The 18,848-nt window shown below is 68.5% G+C and carries 17 protein-coding genes; 9 read left to right on the top strand and 8 right to left on the bottom strand.

Annotated features, from left to right (window positions below):
• The 5 genes from eno to B1790_RS12350 form a co-directional block, all read left to right on the top strand.
• Positions 1-1,031, top strand: a 1,031-nt coding sequence (eno, locus tag B1790_RS12370; protein ID WP_079923513.1) for a phosphopyruvate hydratase, incomplete at its 5' end; no start/stop codon positions are given.
• Between the two features lie 22 nt (positions 1,032-1,053).
• Positions 1,054-1,752, top strand: a complete 699-nt coding sequence (locus tag B1790_RS12365) for a septum formation initiator family protein (protein WP_079923512.1) — start codon at positions 1,054-1,056, stop codon at positions 1,750-1,752.
• On the top strand, positions 1,745-2,236 hold the full coding sequence (locus B1790_RS12360) for a DUF501 domain-containing protein (RefSeq protein ID WP_079923511.1): 492 nt from the start codon (positions 1,745-1,747) through the stop codon (positions 2,234-2,236). Before B1790_RS12365 ends, B1790_RS12360 begins: the two co-directional genes overlap by 8 nt.
• On the top strand, positions 2,233-3,171 hold the full coding sequence (locus B1790_RS12355) for a Ppx/GppA phosphatase family protein (RefSeq protein WP_079923515.1): 939 nt from the start codon (positions 2,233-2,235) through the stop codon (positions 3,169-3,171). The genes B1790_RS12360 and B1790_RS12355 overlap by 4 nt, the downstream gene beginning before the upstream one ends.
• A 42-nt stretch (positions 3,172-3,213) precedes the next feature.
• Positions 3,214-3,498, top strand: a complete 285-nt coding sequence (locus B1790_RS12350) for a hypothetical protein (protein WP_079923510.1) — start codon at positions 3,214-3,216, stop codon at positions 3,496-3,498.
• Positions 3,499-3,677: 179 nt separating this feature from the next.
• Here the strand turns inward: B1790_RS12350 and B1790_RS12345 are convergent, their stop codons facing one another.
• A complete protein-coding gene (locus tag B1790_RS12345; protein ID WP_079923509.1) occupies positions 3,678-5,549 on the bottom strand; it encodes a propionyl-CoA synthetase in 1,872 nt (623 codons plus the stop codon).
• Between the two features lie 43 nt (positions 5,550-5,592).
• On the opposite strand from B1790_RS12345, the gene B1790_RS12340 reads away from it, so the two are divergent.
• The 3 genes from B1790_RS12340 (at position 5,593) to B1790_RS12330 (ending at position 8,158) form a co-directional block, all read left to right on the top strand.
• On the top strand, positions 5,593-6,465 hold the full coding sequence (locus tag B1790_RS12340) for an alpha/beta fold hydrolase (RefSeq protein ID WP_079923508.1): 873 nt from the start codon (positions 5,593-5,595) through the stop codon (positions 6,463-6,465).
• A 91-nt stretch (positions 6,466-6,556) separates the two neighbouring features.
• Positions 6,557-7,393, top strand: a complete 837-nt coding sequence (locus tag B1790_RS12335; protein WP_079923507.1) for a bifunctional 2-polyprenyl-6-hydroxyphenol methylase/3-demethylubiquinol 3-O-methyltransferase UbiG — start codon at positions 6,557-6,559, stop codon at positions 7,391-7,393.
• Between the two features lie 159 nt (positions 7,394-7,552).
• Positions 7,553-8,158, top strand: a complete 606-nt coding sequence (locus B1790_RS12330) for a TetR/AcrR family transcriptional regulator (protein WP_233165079.1) — start codon at positions 7,553-7,555, stop codon at positions 8,156-8,158.
• 7 nt (positions 8,159-8,165) lie between these two features.
• Here the strand turns inward: B1790_RS12330 and B1790_RS12325 are convergent, their stop codons facing one another.
• The 6 genes from B1790_RS12325 to B1790_RS35280 are packed head-to-tail and all read right to left on the bottom strand — an operon-like array spanning position 8,166 to position 16,202.
• Entirely contained in the window at positions 8,166-8,846 is a 681-nt protein-coding gene (locus B1790_RS12325; RefSeq protein ID WP_079923506.1) for a response regulator, read from the bottom strand.
• Entirely contained in the window at positions 8,843-11,368 is a 2,526-nt protein-coding gene (locus B1790_RS12320) for a sensor histidine kinase KdpD (RefSeq protein WP_079923505.1), read from the bottom strand. Before B1790_RS12320 ends, B1790_RS12325 begins: the two co-directional genes overlap by 4 nt.
• Entirely contained in the window at positions 11,361-12,245 is an 885-nt protein-coding gene (locus B1790_RS12315; protein WP_079923504.1) for a potassium-transporting ATPase subunit C, read from the bottom strand. Before B1790_RS12315 ends, B1790_RS12320 begins: the two co-directional genes overlap by 8 nt.
• Positions 12,246-12,247: 2 nt before the next feature.
• On the bottom strand, positions 12,248-14,446 hold the full coding sequence (gene kdpB, locus B1790_RS12310) for a potassium-transporting ATPase subunit KdpB (protein WP_369832341.1): 2,199 nt from the start codon (positions 14,444-14,446) through the stop codon (positions 12,248-12,250).
• Positions 14,443-16,113 (bottom strand): potassium-transporting ATPase subunit KdpA, encoded by a 1,671-nt coding sequence (kdpA, locus tag B1790_RS12305; RefSeq protein WP_079923502.1) that lies wholly within the window; start codon positions 16,111-16,113, stop codon positions 14,443-14,445. The genes kdpB and kdpA overlap by 4 nt, the downstream gene beginning before the upstream one ends.
• The gene (locus B1790_RS35280) at positions 16,113-16,202 is read right to left on the bottom strand and encodes a potassium-transporting ATPase subunit F (protein WP_142271265.1); all 90 of its coding nucleotides are present in this window, start codon (positions 16,200-16,202) and stop codon (positions 16,113-16,115) included. The genes kdpA and B1790_RS35280 overlap by 1 nt, the downstream gene beginning before the upstream one ends.
• 272 nt (positions 16,203-16,474) lie before the next feature.
• Here B1790_RS35280 and B1790_RS12295 point away from each other — a divergent pair, with 272 nt between their 5' ends.
• Positions 16,475-17,713 (top strand): hypothetical protein, encoded by a 1,239-nt coding sequence (locus B1790_RS12295; protein WP_079923501.1) that lies wholly within the window; start codon positions 16,475-16,477, stop codon positions 17,711-17,713.
• Positions 17,714-17,749: 36 nt separating this feature from the next.
• On the opposite strand, the gene B1790_RS12290 is transcribed toward B1790_RS12295, so the two are convergent.
• Positions 17,750-18,754, bottom strand: coding sequence for a LacI family DNA-binding transcriptional regulator (locus B1790_RS12290; RefSeq protein WP_079923500.1), 1,005 nt, complete (start codon positions 18,752-18,754; stop codon positions 17,750-17,752).
• Positions 18,755-18,848: the final 94 nt, after the last annotated feature.

Raw genomic sequence — 18,848 nt, 5'->3', positions numbered from 1 at the left:
GCCTGGTCGACCAGGCCCTCCTCGACTGCGACGGCACGCCCGACAAGTCCCGCCTCGGCGCCAACGCGATCCTCGGGGTGTCCTTGGCCGTCGCGAAGGCCGCCGCCGACGCCGCAGGCCTGCCGCTGTTCCGCTACCTCGGTGGCCCGAACGCGCACATCCTGCCGGTGCCGATGATGAACATCGTCAACGGCGGCGCCCACGCCGACACCGGGGTCGACGTCCAAGAGTTCATGGTCGCGCCGATCGGAGCCGCGTCGTTCAAGGAAGCCCTGCGCTGGGGCGCCGAGGTGTACCACTCGCTGAAGTCGGTGCTCAAGAAGCAGGGGCTGGCCACCGGCCTCGGCGACGAGGGTGGTTTCGCACCGGACATCGCGGGCACCGTCGCCGCGCTCGACCTGATCAGCTCGGCGATCGAGGGTGCCGGCTTCAAGCTGGGCTCCGACGTGGCGCTGGCACTCGACGTCGCCGCGACCGAGTTCTACACCGACGGCACCGGATACGCCTTCGAGAAGCAGAATCGCACCGCCGCGCAGATGACGGAGTTCTACGCCGGACTGCTCGACGCGTACCCGCTGGTGTCGATCGAGGATCCGCTGTCCGAGGACGACTGGGACGGCTGGGTGTCGTTGACCACCGCGATCGGTGACCGCATCCAGATCGTCGGCGACGACCTCTTCGTCACCAACCCCGAGCGTCTCGAGGAGGGCATCGAGAAGGGTGCCGCCAACGCGCTCCTGGTCAAGGTCAACCAGATCGGCACGCTCACCGAGACGCTGGACGCGGTGAACCTTGCGCACAGCAGCGGCTACCGCACCATGATGAGCCACCGCTCCGGCGAGACCGAGGACACCACGATCGCCGACCTGGCGGTCGCCGTGGGCAGCGGGCAGATCAAGACCGGTGCGCCCGCTCGCAGCGAGCGGGTTGCCAAGTACAACCAGCTGCTGCGCATCGAGGAGGAGCTCGGCGACGCCGCTCGTTACGCCGGCGACCTTGCGTTCCCGCGCTTCTCCGTCGAGACCAAGTAGCTCCGGTCGAAGTTCGTCGTTCATGCCCGACCCGAAGCGGCCCGACCCCAAGCGACGCGCCCCCGCGTCGCGACCGGGGAAGGGTGGCGGACGGCCGCGCGGGGCAACCCCGATCCGGCGGGAGCCCCGCGCCATCGAGGCGCGGCCAGCTCCCGAGCCGGCCCCCGAGATCGAGGAAGGCGACGAGCCGACCGGTGTCATCGAGCCGATCAGGAAGGCGATTGCCGACGCGGCCGAGCAGCAGTCCGAGCAGCGCTTGGGTTCGGCTGCCAGGCGTGCCGCGATCCTCGCGGTGGTGGTGTGCGTGTTGACGCTGACGATCGCCGGGCCGGTGCGCACGTACTTCGCCCAGCGGACCGAGATGAAGCAACTCGTCGATGCGGAAGCCCAATTGCGTTCGCAGATAGCCGATCTCGAACAGCAGAAGCTCAAGCTCGCGGATCCGGTGTTCATCGCGGCCCAGGCCCGCGAGCGGCTCGGCTTCGTGATGCCCGGCGACATCCCGTACCAGGTTCAGCTGCCGCCGGGAGCCGCGCCGGTGGAGGCGCCTGGCGTGGATCCGGCGAAGGCGCCGAGCGGGCAGCCGTGGTACACCTCGCTGTGGCACACGATTGCCGATGCGCCGCATGGGGTTTCGCAGATTCCGTCGGCCCCCGACCTGCCGGCCCCCGGTGTTCCCGAGGTACCGCCCGCTCCGATTCCGCCAGGTCCCGGTGGTTGACGCCGAAGATCTGGACGCCGTCGCGCAGCAATTGGGCCGTGAACCGCGAGGTGTCCTGGAGATCGCCTATCGCTGCCCGAACGGTCAACCCGCCGTGGTGAAGACGGCGCCCAGACTCCCTGACGGAACCCCCTTTCCGACGCTGTACTACCTGACGCATCCGGCGCTCACCGCGGCGGCCAGTCGACTGGAGTCCTCCGGGATGATGCGCGAGATGACCGAACGGCTGGCCGACGATCCCGAGCTGGCCGCCGCGTATCTGCGTGCGCACGAGTCCTTCCTGGCCGAACGCGACGCCGTCGAATCGCTTGGCACCACGTTCTCGGGCGGTGGGATGCCGGACCGGGTCAAGTGCCTGCACGTGGTCATCGCGCACTCGCTGGCCAAGGGGCCCGGCGTCAACCCCTTCGGCGACGAGGCGCTGGCCGTGCTGGCCGCAGAGCCCGCGATGGCCGGAATCCTTGACCGAGAGGTGTGGACGTGAGGGTCGCTGCGATCGACTGCGGTACCAATTCGATTCGCCTGTTGATCGCCGACGTCGTCGACGGACGCGTACACGACGTGCACCGCGAGATGCGCATCGTGCGGCTCGGTGAGGGCGTCGACGCGACGGGTGCGTTCGCCGAGCGCGCGCTGATGCGGACCCGCGCGGCCCTCGTCGACTACGCCGAACTGCTTAGGGAACATGCGGTGCCGACGGTCCGGATGGTCGCCACGTCGGCGACCCGTGACGCGGCCAACCGCGACGAATTCTTCGCGATGACCGCCGAGGTGCTGGGTTCCGTGGTGCCAGGGGCGGTCGCCGAAGTGATCACCGGCACGGAGGAAGCCGCGCTGTCGTTCCGCGGCGCCGTCGGTGAACTCGGCTCCGCCGCAGCGCCGTTCGTCGTCGTCGACCTTGGCGGCGGGTCAACGGAGGTGGTGCTTGGCACTGCGGACGGGGTCGACGCGAGCTATTCGGCGAACATCGGTTGCGTGCGGCTGACGGAGCGGTGCCTTAAGTCCGATCCGCCGACCGCACTAGAGATCGAAGCCGCCCGCACCGTCGTCCGCGACGCGCTCGACGCGGCCTTCGACGTGGTGCCCGTCGAGCAAGCGCGAACGTGGGTCGGGGTGGCGGGCACGATGACGACGCTGTCGGCGCTGGCGATGAACCTGGCGGCCTACGACTCCGACGCCATCCACCTGTCGCGCGTCGGCTTCGACGAGCTGTCCAAGGTGTGCGAGGCGCTGTTGGGCATGACCCGTCGCCAGCGCGCCGCGCTGGGCCCCATGCACGAGGGCCGGGTAGACGTGATCGGCGGCGGCGCGATCGTCGTCGAAGAACTGGCCCGCGCGCTCGGCGGCCGAGCCGGCATCAGCGAGCTGGTGGTCAGCGAGCACGACATCCTCGACGGCATCGCGCTGTCCATCGCGTGACGGCAACGTTTTGAACTCGCAGGCCCGGGGTAACAACCGTCCGTGACCGATCAGAAGACGAGATACAGCGACGATCCGAGCGCCGAGCTCCTGGCGACTGCCGGGCTGGTCACGATGCTCGGTGCGGTGATGGCCGCGGTGATCGCCGTCGTCACCCTCGGTGGCGGCAACCTTCTGCTGGCTGGCGCGCTCGGCAGCGTCGCGCTGATCAGCTTCGCCGTGAGCCTGGTGCTCTTCGCCTTCGACAGCAAGCGCTCCGAAGGCGCCCCACTGCCGTTCCCGAGCTGGCTACGTGCCGAGCCGGAAACGGCAGCAGAGGTTTCCTAGCGCCGCACGTTGCAGTTGGGCGGGTTACCGCAGTGATGGCCGCCGTCGCACGCATTGCAATGGCAGTTGCATCCGCCGGCTTTGTGGTCTGAAACGCTCATGGCAGTTCACCTCTGTCGACTCGGTCGAACATTCACCTATGACCATTCGAGAATAGGTCGAATCGCGCCTACGTGCGATCAAGACCTGAGGATGGGTGTCAGTGCGTCCAGCACGCTGGCGTCCTCGATGGTCGACGGCACCGGTTCGTCGCGGCCGTCGGCGATGCCACGCATGGTCTTTCGCAGGATCTTTCCCGAGCGGGTCTTCGGAAGTGCCGCGACGACGTCGACCCTCTTCAGTGCCGCGACCGCGCCGATGTTCTCACGGACCGCCAGGACCAGTTCTTCCAGCAGACCGTCGGCCGACGCACCCGACTTGAGCACGACGAAACCGCGCGGCACCTGGCCCTTGAGCTCGTCGGCCGCCCCGATCACCGCGCACTCCGCGACGGCCGGATGGGTCGCCAGGACGGCTTCGATGGAGCCAGTCGACAGTCGGTGCCCCGCGACGTTGATGACGTCGTCGGTGCGACCCATGACGAACAGGTAGCCGTCCTCGTCGAGGTAGCCGCCGTCTCCCGAGAGGTAGTAGCCGGGGAACGCGGAGAGGTAGGACGCGACGTAGCGGTCGTCGTCACCCCACAGCGTCGGCAACGTACCGGGTGGAAGCGGGAGCTTGATGCAGATCGAACCCTCTTCGCCCGCTTCGCATTCCGTGCCGTCGGGGCGCAGGACGCGCACGTCGTAGCCGGGCATCGGCACCGTCGCCGAGCCGGGTTTGACCGGCAACGCCTCGACGCCCATCGGGGCGGCGGCGATCGACCACCCGGTCTCGGTCTGCCACCAGTGGTCGACGACGGGGATGCCGAGCTTCTCGGCGGCCCAGTGGTACGTGCTGGGATCCAGCCGTTCGCCGGCTTGGAACAGGTACCGCAGTTTGGAGAGGTCGTGGCCCGCGAGTTGGGCGGCGTCGGGGTCGACCTTCTTGATCGCCCTGATGGCCGTCGGTGCCGAGAACAACGCCTTCACACCGTGTTCGGCGGCCACCCGCCAGAAGGCGCCGGCGTCGGGGGTGCCGACCGGCTTGCCTTCGTACAGCACGGTGGTCGCGCCGAGCAGCAGCGGGCCGTAGACGATGTAGGAGTGGCCGACGACCCAGCCGACGTCGGAGGCGGCCCAGTACACGTCGCCGGGCTCGGTGTCGTAGATGTGCTTCATGGTCCACAGCAGGGCGACGGCGTGGCCGCCGTTGTCGCGGACGATTCCCTTGGGCTTGCCGGTGGTGCCGGAGGTGTAGAGCACGTAGAGCGGGTCGGTCGCGGCGACGGGCACGGGGTCGACGGGTTCCGCGTCGGCCATGGCCTCGGTCCACGACACGTCCCTGCCCGGTGTCAGATGGCAGGGGTGCTGCTCGCGCTGCAGGACGACGCAGGCCGGGGTGTCGTGCTCGGCGAGGTGCAGCGCGGAGTCGACGATCATCTTGTAGTCGACGATGCGGGTGGGCTCGATGCCGCAGGACGCCGTCACCAGGACCGCTGGCCGGGCGTCGTCGATGCGGGCGGCGAGTTCGTGGGCCGCGAAGCCGCCGAACACCACCGAGTGCACCGCTCCGAGGCGGGCCGAGGCCAACATCGCGATGACGGCCTCGGGCACCATCGGCATGTAGATGACGACGCGGTCGCCCTTCTCGACGCCGAGGCCGCGCAGCACGCCCGCGAAGCGCGCGGTCTCGTCGAGCAGTTCGCGGTAGGTGTAGGTGCGCTTGGTGCCCGTGAGCGGCGAGTCGTAGATCAACGCGGCCTGATCCCCGCGGCCGTCGTCGACGTGGCGGTCGAGTGCGTTGGCGCAGGTGTTGAGCTCCCCGTCCGGGAACCACCGGTAGAACGGGGGATTGGAGTCGTCGAGGATGCGTTGCGGTGCGCGGGTCCACGTGACGGCCCCAGCCGCCTGCGCCCAGAACGCGCATGCGTCTTCGATACTGGCGTCGAACAGTTCGCGGTAGCCCGGCATAGTCGGGAGCGTACTGGTTGCGGCGGTCCCATAACCTGGACTTATGACTAGTCTTGTGCCGCCGATCGACGGTGTCCGCCGATCCTTCGTCCAGGCGCGCGGGGTGCGCTTCCACGTCACGGAGTCGGGGCCGGAGGACGGCAGGCCGGTGCTGGCGCTGCACGGGTGGCCGCAGCACCACTGGGTCTACAAGGGGCTGCTGGCCGATCCGCCGCCCGGGTTGCGGATCATTGCCCCCGATCTGCCCGGGTACGGCTGGTCGGGGCCTGCGCCGCACCGCTGGGCCAAGGACGACGTCGCCGCCGACGTGCTGGCGCTGATGGATGCTCTCGGGCTGGACCGCGTGTTGCTCGTCGGCCACGACTGGGGTGGCTTCGTCGGGTACCGGATGCTGCTCGCCGCGCCGGAGCGGTTCGACGGCTACCTGGTGATGAACATGGCGCACCCGTGGCAGACGCCGAGGACGATCCTGCCGCACTTCTGGCGGTTCCTGGCCTACCAGCCGTTCGTGGCAAGCATCGGCATGGCGTTGCAACGGCGCACGCCGTACCTGCAGCGCGTCATCTTCGGTACCGGGCCCAAGGCGCACCGCGTCAAACCCGCCGACGTCCGCGTGTACACCGAGCGTTTCCGTGACCCGGTGGTGGCGCGCACCGCCACCGACACCTACCGCACCTTCTTGCTGCGCGAAATGCCATCCGCGGCGCGGAATCCCGAGGTGCGACGGTCGACAGTGCCGATCCGCGCGCTGTTCGGCATGGCCGACTTCGCAGTGCACCACTCGCTGGCCGCGCCCGAGACCGCCAACGCCGACGACTACACGTTCGAACCGGTCGACGCCGGACACTTCGTCGTCGACGAGCGCCCGGACCTGGTGCGGGCGCGCCTGATCGCGCTCGCCGAGGAGACCTCCTAATCTCCCGCGATCTCCCGCGAGCAGACGCAAAGGGCCCTGAAGCGGCCGCAATGAGGGCACTTTGTGTCTGCTCGCGAGGAATAGTGGGGGCATGACCGACGACTGGCGCACCGTCAATCTCGCCAACTGGGAGTCACGGGTGCCGATGCACACCGGCCCTGGCGGCTACGACCTCGCGAGCTTCGACGACCCCGAGTACCTCTCCGGTGTGGTGAGCTACGACCTTCCTCGGCTCGGGCGACTCGACGGCCTCGACGTCGTGCACCTGCAATGCCACATCGGCACCGACACGGTCTCGCTGGCCCGGCTCGGCGCGAAATCGGTTACCGGCCTTGACTTCTCACCGTCGGCCGTGGTGGCGGGGCGGGCGCTGGCCACCCGCGCAGGCAACGACGTGACGTTCGTCGAAGCCGAGGTGGCCAACGCGGTGGACGCCCTAGGTGCGGAGTGCGCCGACGTGGTCTACACGGGCATTGGTGCGTTGTGCTGGCTGCCCGACATCCGCGAGTGGGCAGGCGTCGTCGCCGCTCTGTTGCGTCCCGGCGGTCGCCTGTTCGTCAGGGAGGGCCACCCGATCCTGTGGGCGATGAGCGATCCGCGGCCCGACGGCCTGCTCGTCGTGGAGTATCCGTACTTCGAGACGCCCGGAACGCGCTTCGTCTACGAGGACACCTACGCGGGAACCGGGGTCGTCTCGTCGCCGGAGTCGATCTCGTTCAACCACGGCCTTGGCGAAATCTTCACGGCGCTCCTCGATGCCGGATTCACCATCACCGGGTTCGAGGAACATCGGGAATTGGCATGGAATTTCTTCGACGACGCGATGGTCGAGAGCCCCGACTTCGATGGTGAATTCGTGTTGGTCGACGGGGGCGAACGCCTGCCCTTGACCTACACGCTGCAGGCGGTCAAGGGGCCTGGTCACTGACCCTTTTCGAGGGTCCGGGCGGATCCAGTCCCCTCAGCTGGACCCGCCCGTTGCGGCAAATATAAACGCTCCCGTTCATAAATCGCAATCGCAGGAACCGCCCTGTGAGCGCCTACACTCAGGAGGCCCACAGAATCCACGTCCGACGGCAGCCAAGGCATGAGTATCAGCAAACGACTCAGACCCGGTCGGCATCAGCTGAGCCGCGATGAAGTCAGAGAGCACCAGCGCGAGCGAATCTTCGCGGCGCTGGAAGCCGAGATGTCCGTCAAGGGTTACGGCGACACCAGCGTCGCCGACATCGTCAAGACGGCCGGAGTTTCGCGGCAGACCTTCTACGAACAGTTCGATTCCAAGCAAGCCTGCTTCCTCGCGAGTTACGAGCGCCGGCAGGGGGCCGTGGTCGGCGCGATCTTCGAGACCCCGCTGACGGATACCCCGTTGGTACGGTTCGCCTCCCTGCTGGGGACGTACCTCGACGTCATGGCCCGCAAGCCCGAGATCTCGCTGCTCTATCTCAGTGGCATCAACGCCGCGGGCCCTGAGGCTGCCGCCATTCGCCTCAAGAAACAGGGGGAGTTCGTCGACGGCATCGCGATGGTGTTCGACGCCCGCACCGAGCAGCAGCTGTTCGCCTGCCGGACGTTGGTGGCGGCGATCTCGGCGCTGGTGATCAACGCCCTGGTGGACGACGACCCCCAAGCCCTGCAGATCCTGCACGCGCCACTGGTCAGGGTTGCCGCACGGTTGATGGAGGTCGAATGACCGGCGGTCACTGCGCGAAGCGGTAACCCATCCCGGTTTCGGTGATCAGGTGGCGCGGGTGGGACGGGTCGTCCTCCAGCTTGCGGCGCAGCTGAGCGAGATACACCCGCAGGTAGTGGGTTTCCTTGGCGTACGCCGGGCCCCATACCTCCTTGAGCAACTCCTCGCGGCCGACGAGCTTGCCGCGGTTGCGCACCAGCATCTCCAACATGCCCCACTCGGTGGGGGTGAGGTGGACTTCGGCGCCGTGCCTGGTGACCAACTTCGCCGCGAGATCGACTGTGAAGGAATCGGTTTCGACGACGGGTTGATCGGTCTCCACCGAGGCGGCGGCGCGCCGGACCGCCGCGCGCAGGCGGGCCAGGAACTCGTCCATGCCGAAGGGTTTGGTCACGTAGTCGTCGGCGCCCGCGTCGAGGGCCTCCACCTTGTCCGACGAGTCGGTGCGGGCCGAGAGGACGATGACGGGTGCGGTCAGCCAGCCCCGCAGGCCGTCGAGTACTTCGATGCCGGAGATGTCGGGCAGACCGAGGTCGAGGACGACGACGTCCGGCTTGTGCTCGGCGGCGACCTTGAGCGCCTGCGCACCGGTCTCCGCCGTGTGCACCTCGTAACCGCGCACCGACAGGTTGATGCGAAGGGCCCGCAGAATCTGCGGCTCGTCGTCGACCACCAACACTCGAATCATGGCGCGGCCAGCTCGATCTCGACGGTCAGGCCGCCGCCGGGTGTGTCACTGGCGGCGATGCTGCCGCCCATCGCTTCGACGAAACCCTTTGCCACCGATAGGCCCAACCCGACGCCGGTGGTGTTGTCGTGGTCGCCGAGCCGTTGGAAGGGGGCGAACAGTTCGTCGACTTGCGCGCGCCGGATGCCCGGACCCTCGTCGACGACGTTGACGAGCACCCGGTCGCCGACCCGCCCCGCGTTGACGCGGACGATGCCGCCGGGGGCGTAGCGCATCGCGTTGTCGACGACGTTGACCAGCACGCGTTCGAGCAGTCCGGCGTCGGCCATCACGGCGGTGTCGCCGACGTCGACCTTGATGCGGTCCAATCCGGCAGTGCCACGGGGTATTCCGAGGATGGCGCGATGGACGATCTCGTCGAGGTAGACCCGCTGCAACTCTGGCTTCACCACGCCGGCGGCCAGGCGCGACGAGTCGAGCAGGTTGCCGACCAGCGAGGTCAACTGGTCGACCGACTCCTCGACGGTGGCGAGCAGTTCCGCGGTGTCCTCGGGGGAGAAGCCGACGTCGTCGGCACGCAGGCTCGACACTGCCGCCTTGGCCCCCGCCAACGGCGTCCGGAGGTCGTGACTGACCGCCGAGAGCAGCGACCGGCGCAGTTCGTCGGCCCGCGCGATCGCCTCGGCCTGCCCTGCCTCGTCGATCAGTTCGCGTTGGCGCACCAGTCCCGCGGCCTGGGTGGCGACGGCGGTCAGCACGCGCCGGTCGCGGGCCGCGAGTTGCCGTCCACTCATCAGCATCCAGAACTCGTCGTCACCGACTTCGATGGCGGTGTCGGCGGATTCCACGTCGACGCACGGGTCGGTGCCGACGCACGCGATGATCCGCTGTTCACCGTCGCGCTCGCGCAGAATGCTCACCGCGCGTTGGGAATACGTTTCGCGGACACGCTCGAGGAGCGTGTCGAGGTTGGCGCCGCGCAGCACCGACCCGGCGAACAGGGCCAGCAGTTCGGCCTCCTGAGACGCGCGGCGGGCCTCCCTCGCGCGCTTGGCCGCGTTGTCCACCAGGGCGGCGACGGCCACCGCGACGAGGATCAGCACTACCACCGTCACGGCGCTGTCGGGCTGGGCGATGGTGAAGGTGTACCGCGGCGCGACCAGGAAGTAGTTCAGCAGCATGCCCGACAAGAGCGCCGACACCGTGGCGGGGCCGACGCCGCCGAGCAGGGCGACGACGACGACGCCGACGAAGAACAGCACGCTCTCACCGGCGATCCCGAGAAACCGGTCGAGCAGAAGGGCGATCACGGCGCACAGCGCCGACGGGACGACGGCCGCGGCGACCCAGGACGCCAGCCGTCGGTTGCGCGGCGCCAGTTCCCACGACGGCCCGCTCTTGGCCTGTTCGTGGGTGACCATGTGGACGTCGATCTTCCCGGACCGCTGCACCGTCTCCGCGCCGATGCCCTCGTCGAAGATGCGGGCCCACCGCGACCGTCGCGACGTGCCGAGAACCAGCTGGGTGGCGTTCATCTCGCGGGCGAAGTCCAGCAACGCGCCAGACACGTCGTCGCCGGCGACGGTGTGCAGCGTCGCACCGAGGCTGGCGGCGAGCTCGCGGATCTTGCCCATCTGTGGCGCCGAGACGCCGGACAGTCCGTCGCCGCGCACGACGTGCACGATCATCAGCTCGGCGCTGGACCGCGACGCTATGCGAGAAGCCCTGCGTACCAACGTTTCCGACTCCTCGCCGCCGGTGACGGCGACGGCTACCCGTTCGCGGGCCTCCCAGGTGTCGCTGATCTCGTGGTCGGCGCGGTACTTGGCCAGGGCCGCGTCGACCTGATCGGCGAGCCACAGCAGCGCCAGCTCGCGCAGGGCGGTGAGGTTGCCCTGGCGGAAGTAGTTGCTCAGCGCCGCGTCGATGCGTTCGGGGGCGTAGACGTTTCCGTGGGATAGCCTGCGCCGCAACGCCTCCGGGGTGATGTCGACGAGCTCGATCTGGTTGGCACGCCTGACCACCTCGTCGGGCACGGTCTCCTGCTGTTCGATGCCCGTGATCTGCGCGACGACGTCGTTGAGACTCTCCAGATGCTGCACGTTGACGGTGGAGATGACGGCGACGCCTGCGTCGAGCAGCTCGCCGACGTCCTGCCACCGCTTGGCGTTCTTCGATCCGGGGGTGTTGGTGTGGGCCAACTCGTCGACCAGCACGACCTCGGGGTGGCGGGCCAGCACCGCCTCGACGTCCAACTCGGCGAACTCGGTGCCGCGGTAGGTGATGAGGCGCGGTGCGACCAGTTCGATGCCGTCGAGCAGTTGGGCGGTCCGCTTGCGACCGTGGGTTTCGACGACGGCGGCGACGACGTCGGTGCCCCGTTCGATCCGGCGGTGCGCCTCGCCGAGCATGGCGAAGGTCTTGCCGACGCCCGGCGCCGCGCCCAGGTAGATCCGCAGCTCACCCCGCTTGGCGCGGTGCGTGGACGCAGGCGGTCGGGGACTCACCAGCCCATCATCCACCTACCCGCTGCCCGTCCAGTGCAAGGTTGACGGCCAGCACGTTCACCGAGGGCTCGCCCATGAACCCGAGAGCCCGGCCGTCGGTGTTGGCCGCGATGACGGTCCTGACCTGATCGGCGCTGATGCCACGGACTTTGGCGATGCGGTCGACCTGAAGCGCGGCGTACGCGGGGGAGATGTCGGGGTCCAACCCGCTGCCGCTGGCGGTCACCGCGTCGGCGGGCACGTCGGGGCTGGCGGTCGAGGCGCCGTGGATCGGCACCAGCTGGCCGATCGAGTAGTCCTCGTCGGGCTTGGCGCACTCGACGCGGACGCCTTCGTAGGTGGCCAGGAAGGGTGCCTGCGTGGTGGCGCACGGTTCGTTGACGCTGACCACCCGGACGGGGTGGGTGACCTGACCGGCCATGGGGCCGGACGTGTCCCGCGGGCCGATGACCGACAGCACGGCACCGACGCCGTCACCGGTGCAGAACGGCCGGGAGCCGTTGACGCCGTCGAGCTTGGCGACGTCCTGGCTGCGCGTGCACACCATGGTCAGCAGGCTTGGCTTGTCGGCGTTGTCCACGATGTTCTCCGGGCCAAGGTTGCTGGCGCTGGTGGCCATGGGGTCGTACCCGTCGCCCGCCATCGACGGCCGGCTCTGCAGGTACTGCGGCAGCGGGGTGCCGTCGGCGGCGGTGAAGAGCTGGCCGATGAGGCTGCTGCCCACCGGCTTTCCGTCGGCCTGGACGATCGAGCCGTTGGCCTTGGCGTCGAGGCCTGGCAACTGGGCGGCGAGCCAGACGACCAACGGGTAGGCGCCGCCGACGATCACGGTGAGCACCAGGAGGGCCCGCAGGGCCGCGACGTGTTGACGAACGAGACTGGAGAGCTTCATGTTTAGGACATCCCGGGAATGAGTTGGACTACCAGGTCGATCAGCTTGATGCCGATGAAGGGGGCGATGATGCCGCCGAGGCCGTAGACGTACAGGTTGCGGCTCAGGAGCTTCGAGGCGCTGCTGGGGGTGTATCGAACGCCCTTGAGTGACAACGGGATCAGCGCGATGATGACGACGGCGTTGAAGATGACTGCGGACAGGATCGCCGACTGCGGGCTGTGCAGCCGCATCACGTTGAGCAGGTCGAGCCCGGGGAACAGCGTGACGAACAGCGCCGGGATGATCGCGAAGTACTTGGCGATGTCGTTGGCGATCGAGAACGTGGTCAGGGCGCCGCGGGTGATCAGCAGTTGCTTGCCGATCTCGACGATCTCGATGAGCTTGGTCGGGTCGGAGTCGAGGTCGACCATGTTGCCGGCCTCCTTGGCCGCCGACGTGCCGGTGTTCATCGCGACGCCGACGTCGGCCTGCGCCAGGGCGGGCGCGTCGTTGGTGCCGTCACCGGTCATCGCGACGAGCTTGCCGCCCTCCTGTTCGCGCTTGATCAGCGCCAGCTTGTCCTCGGGGGTGGCCTCGGCGAGGAAGTCGTCGACCCCAGCCTCGTCGGCAATCGCCTTGGCGGTCAAGGGGTTGTCGCCGGTGATCATCACCGTGCGGATGCCCATCCGACGCATCTCCTCGAACCGCTCCCGCATGCCGGGCTTGACGACGTCCTTGAGGTGGATGACGCCGAGCGCGCGGGCCGTGCCGTCGCGTAGTTCACCGACGACCAATGGCGTGCCGCCCTCTGAGGAGACCTCGTCGACGATGGCGCCGAGTTCCTGGGGGACGGTGCCGCCGTTCGCGCGGACCCAGTCGGCGACCGACGCGGCCGCACCCTTGCGCAGCTGGTGGCCGTCACCGAGGTCGACGCCGGACATGCGCGTTGCGGCGGTGAACTCGATCCATTGCGCGTCGACCAATTCGCTTGCGGCGCGGGCGCGCAGACCGAAACGCTCCTTGGCGAACACCACGATCGAGCGACCCTCGGGCGTCTCGTCGGCCAGGCTGGACAGCTGGGCGGCGTCGGCGAACCGTTCGGGCGTGATGCCCTCGAGTTGCAGGAACGCACCCGCCTGCCGGTTGCCGAGGGTGATGGTGCCGGTCTTGTCGAGCAGCAGCACGTTGACGTCACCGGCGGCTTCGACGGCGCGACCCGACATGGCCAGCACGTTGCGCTGCACCAGGCGGTCCATGCCCGCGATGCCGATCGCGGAGAGCAGGGCGCCGATGGTGGTCGGGATGAGGCAGACCAGCAGGGCGACCATGACGATGCCGCTGATGCCGTCGCCGTTGAGCGCCAAGGAGTCCGGGACGCCGGGGTTGTTGGCCTTGGAGAAGATCGCCAGCGGCTGCAGGGTGGCGACGGCGAAGACGAAGATCAGCGTCAGCGCCGCGAGCAGGATGTTCAGCGCGATCTCGTTGGGGGTCTTCTGCCGGTTGGCGCCCTCGACGAGCGCGATCATCCGGTCGATGAAGCTCTCGCCGGGCTTCTGGGTGATCTTCACGACGATCCGGTCGGACAGTACGGTCGTGCCGCCGGTGACGGCGGACCGGTCGCCACCGGACTCGCGGATCACGGGGGCGGACTCGCCGGTGATGGCGGATTCGTCGACCGAGGCGATGCCCTCGACGACGTCACCGTCGCCGGGAATCACCTGGCCCGCTTCGACCACGACGACGTCGCCCTGGCGCAGCAGCGGGGCCGCTACTTCCTCTTCGGTGCCGGGCACCGACGGGGCCCAGCCGACGAGCCGGCGGGCGACGGTGTCGGCCTTGGCCCGTCGCAGGGAGTCGGCCTGGGCCTTGCCGCGTCCCTCGGCGACCGCCTCGGCGAGGTTGGCGAATATCACCGTGAGCCAAAGCCATCCGACGGTCAGCCAGCCGAACCACGACGGTTCGGCGACGGCCAGCACGGTGCTCCAGACGGCGCCGACCTCGACGACGAACATCACCGGGTTGTGCCACAGCGTCCGCGGATCGAGCTTCTTCACGGCGTCGGGGATGGAGTGCAGCAGCATCTTGGGGTCCAGCAGCCCGCCGCCGACGCGCTTGGTGGTGGTGGCGTCGCCGAGCGTGACGTCACCGTGGTCTTCGTCGTGATTTCCCGCCGTGGCGTCACGTTCGACGCGCGGGGTGGTCTTTGTGGTCATGGTCAGTGAATTCCTTCAGCGAGGGGTCCGAGCGCCAGCATCGGCAGGAAGGTCAGCGCGACGAGGATGAGCGTCACGCCGGCGACCAAGCCGACGAACTGGGGCCGGTGGGTGGGGAGGGTGCCGACCGACTCCGGTGTGCTGCGTTGCGCGGCAAGGGAACCGGCCAGTGCGAGCACCAGGATGATCGGCAGGAAGCGGCCGAACGCCATCGCCAGTCCGAGGGCGACGTTGTACCACTCGGTGTTGACGGAGATGCCGGCGAACGCCGAGCCGTTGTTGTTGGCCGCGGAGGTGAAGGCGTAGAGCACCTCGGACAGGCCGTGCGGTCCGGTGTTGAGCATGCTCGCCCGTTGGCCGGGCATGGCGATCGCGACTGCCGTGCCTGTCAGCACGATCAGCGGGGTCACCAGGAAGTAGGCGGCGGCGAGCTTGATCTCCCGCGGCGTGATCTTCTTGCCGAGGTACTCCGGTGTCCGGCCCACCATCAGGCCCGCGACGAACACCGTGATGACGGCCAGGATCAACATGCCGTAGAGGCCCGAACCCGTACCGCCGGGGGCGATCTCGCCGAGCTGCATGTTGAACATCGTCATCAGTCCGCCGAGGCTGGTGTAGGAGTCGTGGAACGAGTCCACCGCGCCGGTCGAGGTCAGCGTCGTCGCGCCGGCGAAGACCGCCGAGTCCGGGACGCCGAAGCGTTGTTCGACACCCTCCATCGCCGAGCCGATCGCCGTCGGCACGGTGCCGTGTGCCTGGATCTGGAAGAACATCGTCAGCGAAACACTGCATGTGGCAATGAGTCCCATCACCGCGACGATCGCGTACCCCTGCTTGCGGTTGTCGACCATCCGGCCGAACATCCGCGGCATCGAGAACGAGATGACCAGCAGCAGGAAGATCTCCACCCAGTTGGTCCACGCCGTCGGGTTCTCGAACGGGTGCGACGAGTTGGCGTTGAAGAAGCCGCCGCCGTTGGTGCCGAGCTCCTTGATGGCTTCCTGGCTGGCGACTGGTCCGCCCGGGATGGTCTGCTGAGCACCGGCAATGGTGGTGACCACCTGGTCGTGCAGGTGGAAGTTCTGGATGGCGCCGCCGGCGATCAGGACGAGCGCGGCGATCACCGACAGGGGCAGCAGGATGCGCAGTGTGCCGCGCACCAGGTCGACCCAGAAGTTGCCGAGGTCGCCGGTACGGGTGCGGGCGAAGCCGCGCACCAGGGCCACCGCGACGGACATGCCGACGGCGGCTGAGACGAAGTTCTGCACCGTCAGGCCGGCCATCTGGACCAGGTGGCCCTGGGTGCTCTCGCCGGAGTAGGCCTGCCAGTTGGTGTTGGTGACGAAGCTGACGGCGGTGTTCCACGCCAGTGCCGGGGTCATCTCGGTGGCGGGGTCGTGGAGGTGCAGTGGCAGCTTGCCCTGCACCAGCTGGAAGGCGAACAGCGCCAGCACGCTCACCGCCGAGAACGCCAGCACGCTGCGGGCGTAGGCGCCCCAGCCCTGCTCGGACTCGGGGTCGGCGCCAATGGCGCGGTACAGGAAGCGTTCGACGCGCGAGTGCTTGTCGGAGTCGTACACCCGGAACATGTAGTCGCCAAGCGGTGCGTGCACCGCGATGAGCGCCAAGATCAGGGACGCGAGGAACAGGACCCCCGCGAAGGTGGACGTCACTAGAACCTCTCTGGGAACAGGAGCGCCGCGGCCATGAAGACCGCGAGAAGGATGGCGAGGACGAGTCCGACGAGGTTGGCGAAGCTCATCGCTCGAACATTCTCTGGACTCCACCGAGCACCGCGAAGATCGCGATGGTCAGCAGCACGAACACGACAATGGACATGTGGCCGACGCTATGACCGCCTACCAGGCACGGCGTGATCCCTTACGGTTTCTTGACACCCCGCTGACGCCGTCTTTACGCGTCCTTTGCGGCGCTGTGCCGGCCGTCACCGGCAGATCGGTTCGATAGGTCAACCTGAGAGCCTGCTTGGGGTTACTGTCACATTCGTCAATATCCTTGGGGGTTGGAGTAAGCATGGACGTTTCCGTTCGACCGTGGTTCACCACGGGAGTTGCACTCGTCGGGGCCGGTGCGATCGCACTGACCCCCATCAGTCCGATGGCGCCGGTGCGCCCGGTGGCGGACGTGGCGCAGGTGACCGCCGCGGTGTCGCGCGATGTTCAGCTGGCGGCGCTCGACTGGCCCTACATCCTGTCGTTGCCGATCATCCGGCAGAACATCCTCAACACCATCGACGACTGGGCGGTCTACCTGGCGGGCTTCGCCAAGGCGGGCGTCGGGCTGACGCAGTCGCTGCTGGCCATCCCCGGGGTGACCGTCGAGGTAATTCAAGAAGTGTTGGCGCTCAACTTCGTCGGCGCCTTCGACACCGTGGCGACCGCGATCCGTGACTCGGTGATCGCCGTCGGGCAGCCGCTGCTCGACTCGATCATCTGGCGCAGCCAGAAGGCGGCGCTGGTGCAGGCGGCGTTGAGCTCGGCCCTGCCAGTGGCGTACATCAGCGTGATCAACGGGTTCCTTGCCGCCGCGAATGGTGTGACGACGTCGCTGATCGTCGGCACCCAGGACTTCGTCGCCGCTCTGCTGACCTTGAACCTCTCCAACATCGTCAACGCCGCCCTGGACGGGACGAGGAACTTCGTCGCGGCCCTCGGTGCGGGTGCCGGAGCCATCGTCGACGGGATCGAAGACGCGCAGCGCGGCATCGTGGCGGCGCTGGCTACCACGCCGCCGCCCCCGCCGACGTTCGCCGTGTCGGACGTGTCGACGATGAGCACGTTCTCCGCCGACAACACCCTCACGCTGTCGCGGTCCGCGGGTAACGCGGGTGGCACCGACACCGAGGTAGTCGACCCCGTCGTGGTCGACCCGGTGGTGGCTCCGGTCGTCACCCCCGTCGTTCCGGACGTCGCGCCGGTGATCGTGGACGAGGCGCCCGTGGTCGACGCCCCGGCCGACGTCGTGCCCGAGAAGACGCCGGCGGCGCCTGCCCCGGATCCGACACCGGTGAAGGACGTCGACCCGCCGTCGGATCCCGTCACCCCGCCCGCCACCCCGGTGAAGGACACGGTCAAGGACGACACCGACGTGAAGGACGCGACGGACGTGAAGGACACGGTCAAACCGCCGAAGAAGGTCACGGCCGGTGCGCACTCGGGTGGCAACGCCAAGCACGCCAAGCCGACGTCGGACGCCGACGGAGCCGGTGCGGCTGCCAAGCCCGCATCGGATGGTGGCGACGGCGAGTCGTAACCGGTTGCACCGCAAGGGTTTCGGCGGGCGGGTCACCTAGCTCTTGGTGATCCGCCCGTCGGCCGTGCGGACGCCGACCTTCTCGAACCGGTTCAGATAGTCGTGCTGCTCACCGGCCAGCACCGACGCGAGTAGGTTGACGGCCTCGCGGCCGAACGTCCACGGTGCCAGGTCGACGGCCGTGATCAGTGGGTTGCCCAGTTCCGTCGTCGGGTCGCTGCTCAACGCTGCCAGCCCGAACGCGGGGCCGACGGGGCGCCCGACGGATTCCAGGATCGCCAGCGATCGTCCGGCGAACCCCTGTGGCGCGCACACCAGGGCGTCGACGTCCGGCGGTGCCACCGCCGACCGCACGGCGGCGCTCAGCTCCTCGGTGGTGGCGCCCAGCGGGCAGTCGAACGCGGACGGCTCGACGTCGTGTTCGGTGCACCAGTCCAGGTAGGTCTGCCGCACGTCGTCGGCCCACGACGAATAGAACTGTTGATCGGACCCCACGAAGGCGGGTCTGCGAAAGCCGCTGTCGCGCAGTTGATTCAGGACGGTGCGGGCGAGGTCGGCGTGCGGCGCCTCGATCACGGCGGCTACCGCGTCGGCGAGGGCTGCGGGCGGGCGCCCTGCGGTCACCATGGGGACGCCTGCCTCGACCAAGCGCTCGAGCATGGGGTCACCGGGCAGGGGGTCGACGGCGATGACGCCGTCGACCTGAAAGTGCCGCGGGCCGACGTCGGCGTCACGCGCGAATAGGGTCAGGTCGGCGTCGTGCTCGGCTGAACCGTGCGCGGCGCCGAACGCAAACTCCATGTAGAAGTTGAAGTTTCGCGCGACGGGCGGGATGTAGATGCCGAACGCGCCGACGCTGCGCCCACGGAGTTGGCGGGCGGCGCGGTTGGTCACGTAGCCGAGTTCGCGAGCGGCGGCGGTCACCCGGGCGGCGGTCGAAGGGGAGACCCGCCCACCGCCGTGCAGTGCGTCGGACACCGTCGTCTTGGACAGACCGACGTGCTGGGCGATCTCCACGATCGTCACCCGTCGCGCAGCCATTGGGCCATCGTAGCCAGCGGGCGATTCTGGGTCGGCCTCTTGACAACGGGAGCTCGTGGCGCAAGTCTCAGTGATGCCGGAACGTTCCGGCAAG

Source organism: Mycobacterium sp. AT1 (assembly GCF_002043095.1).
Classification (GTDB): Bacteria; Actinomycetota; Actinomycetes; order Mycobacteriales; family Mycobacteriaceae; genus Mycobacterium.
The sequence above is the reverse complement of the archived record's forward strand: the minus strand, read 5'-3'. Positions and strand labels throughout refer to the sequence as shown.

Excerpts from the sequence above, each read along its gene's own strand:
- B1790_RS35280 (WP_142271265.1), bottom strand. The coding sequence starts at position 16,202 with ATGAGCTTCGCCAACCTCGTCGGACTCGTCCTCGCCATCCTTCTCGCG.
- B1790_RS12340 (WP_079923508.1), top strand. The coding sequence starts at position 5,593 with ATGACTAGTCTTGTGCCGCCGATCGACGGTGTCCGCCGATCCTTCGTC.
- B1790_RS12330 (WP_233165079.1), top strand. The coding sequence starts at position 7,553 with ATGAGTATCAGCAAACGACTCAGACCCGGTCGGCATCAGCTGAGCCGC.
- B1790_RS12345 (WP_079923509.1), bottom strand. The coding sequence starts at position 5,549 with ATGCCGGGCTACCGCGAACTGTTCGACGCCAGTATCGAAGACGCATGC.
- B1790_RS12315 (WP_079923504.1), bottom strand. The coding sequence starts at position 12,245 with ATGAAGCTCTCCAGTCTCGTTCGTCAACACGTCGCGGCCCTGCGGGCC.
- B1790_RS12290 (WP_079923500.1), bottom strand. The coding sequence starts at position 18,754 with ATGGCTGCGCGACGGGTGACGATCGTGGAGATCGCCCAGCACGTCGGT.
- B1790_RS12325 (WP_079923506.1), bottom strand. The coding sequence starts at position 8,846 with ATGATTCGAGTGTTGGTGGTCGACGACGAGCCGCAGATTCTGCGGGCC.
- B1790_RS12365 (WP_079923512.1), top strand. The coding sequence starts at position 1,054 with ATGCCCGACCCGAAGCGGCCCGACCCCAAGCGACGCGCCCCCGCGTCG.
- B1790_RS12335 (WP_079923507.1), top strand. The coding sequence starts at position 6,557 with ATGACCGACGACTGGCGCACCGTCAATCTCGCCAACTGGGAGTCACGG.
- B1790_RS12295 (WP_079923501.1), top strand. The coding sequence starts at position 16,475 with ATGGACGTTTCCGTTCGACCGTGGTTCACCACGGGAGTTGCACTCGTC.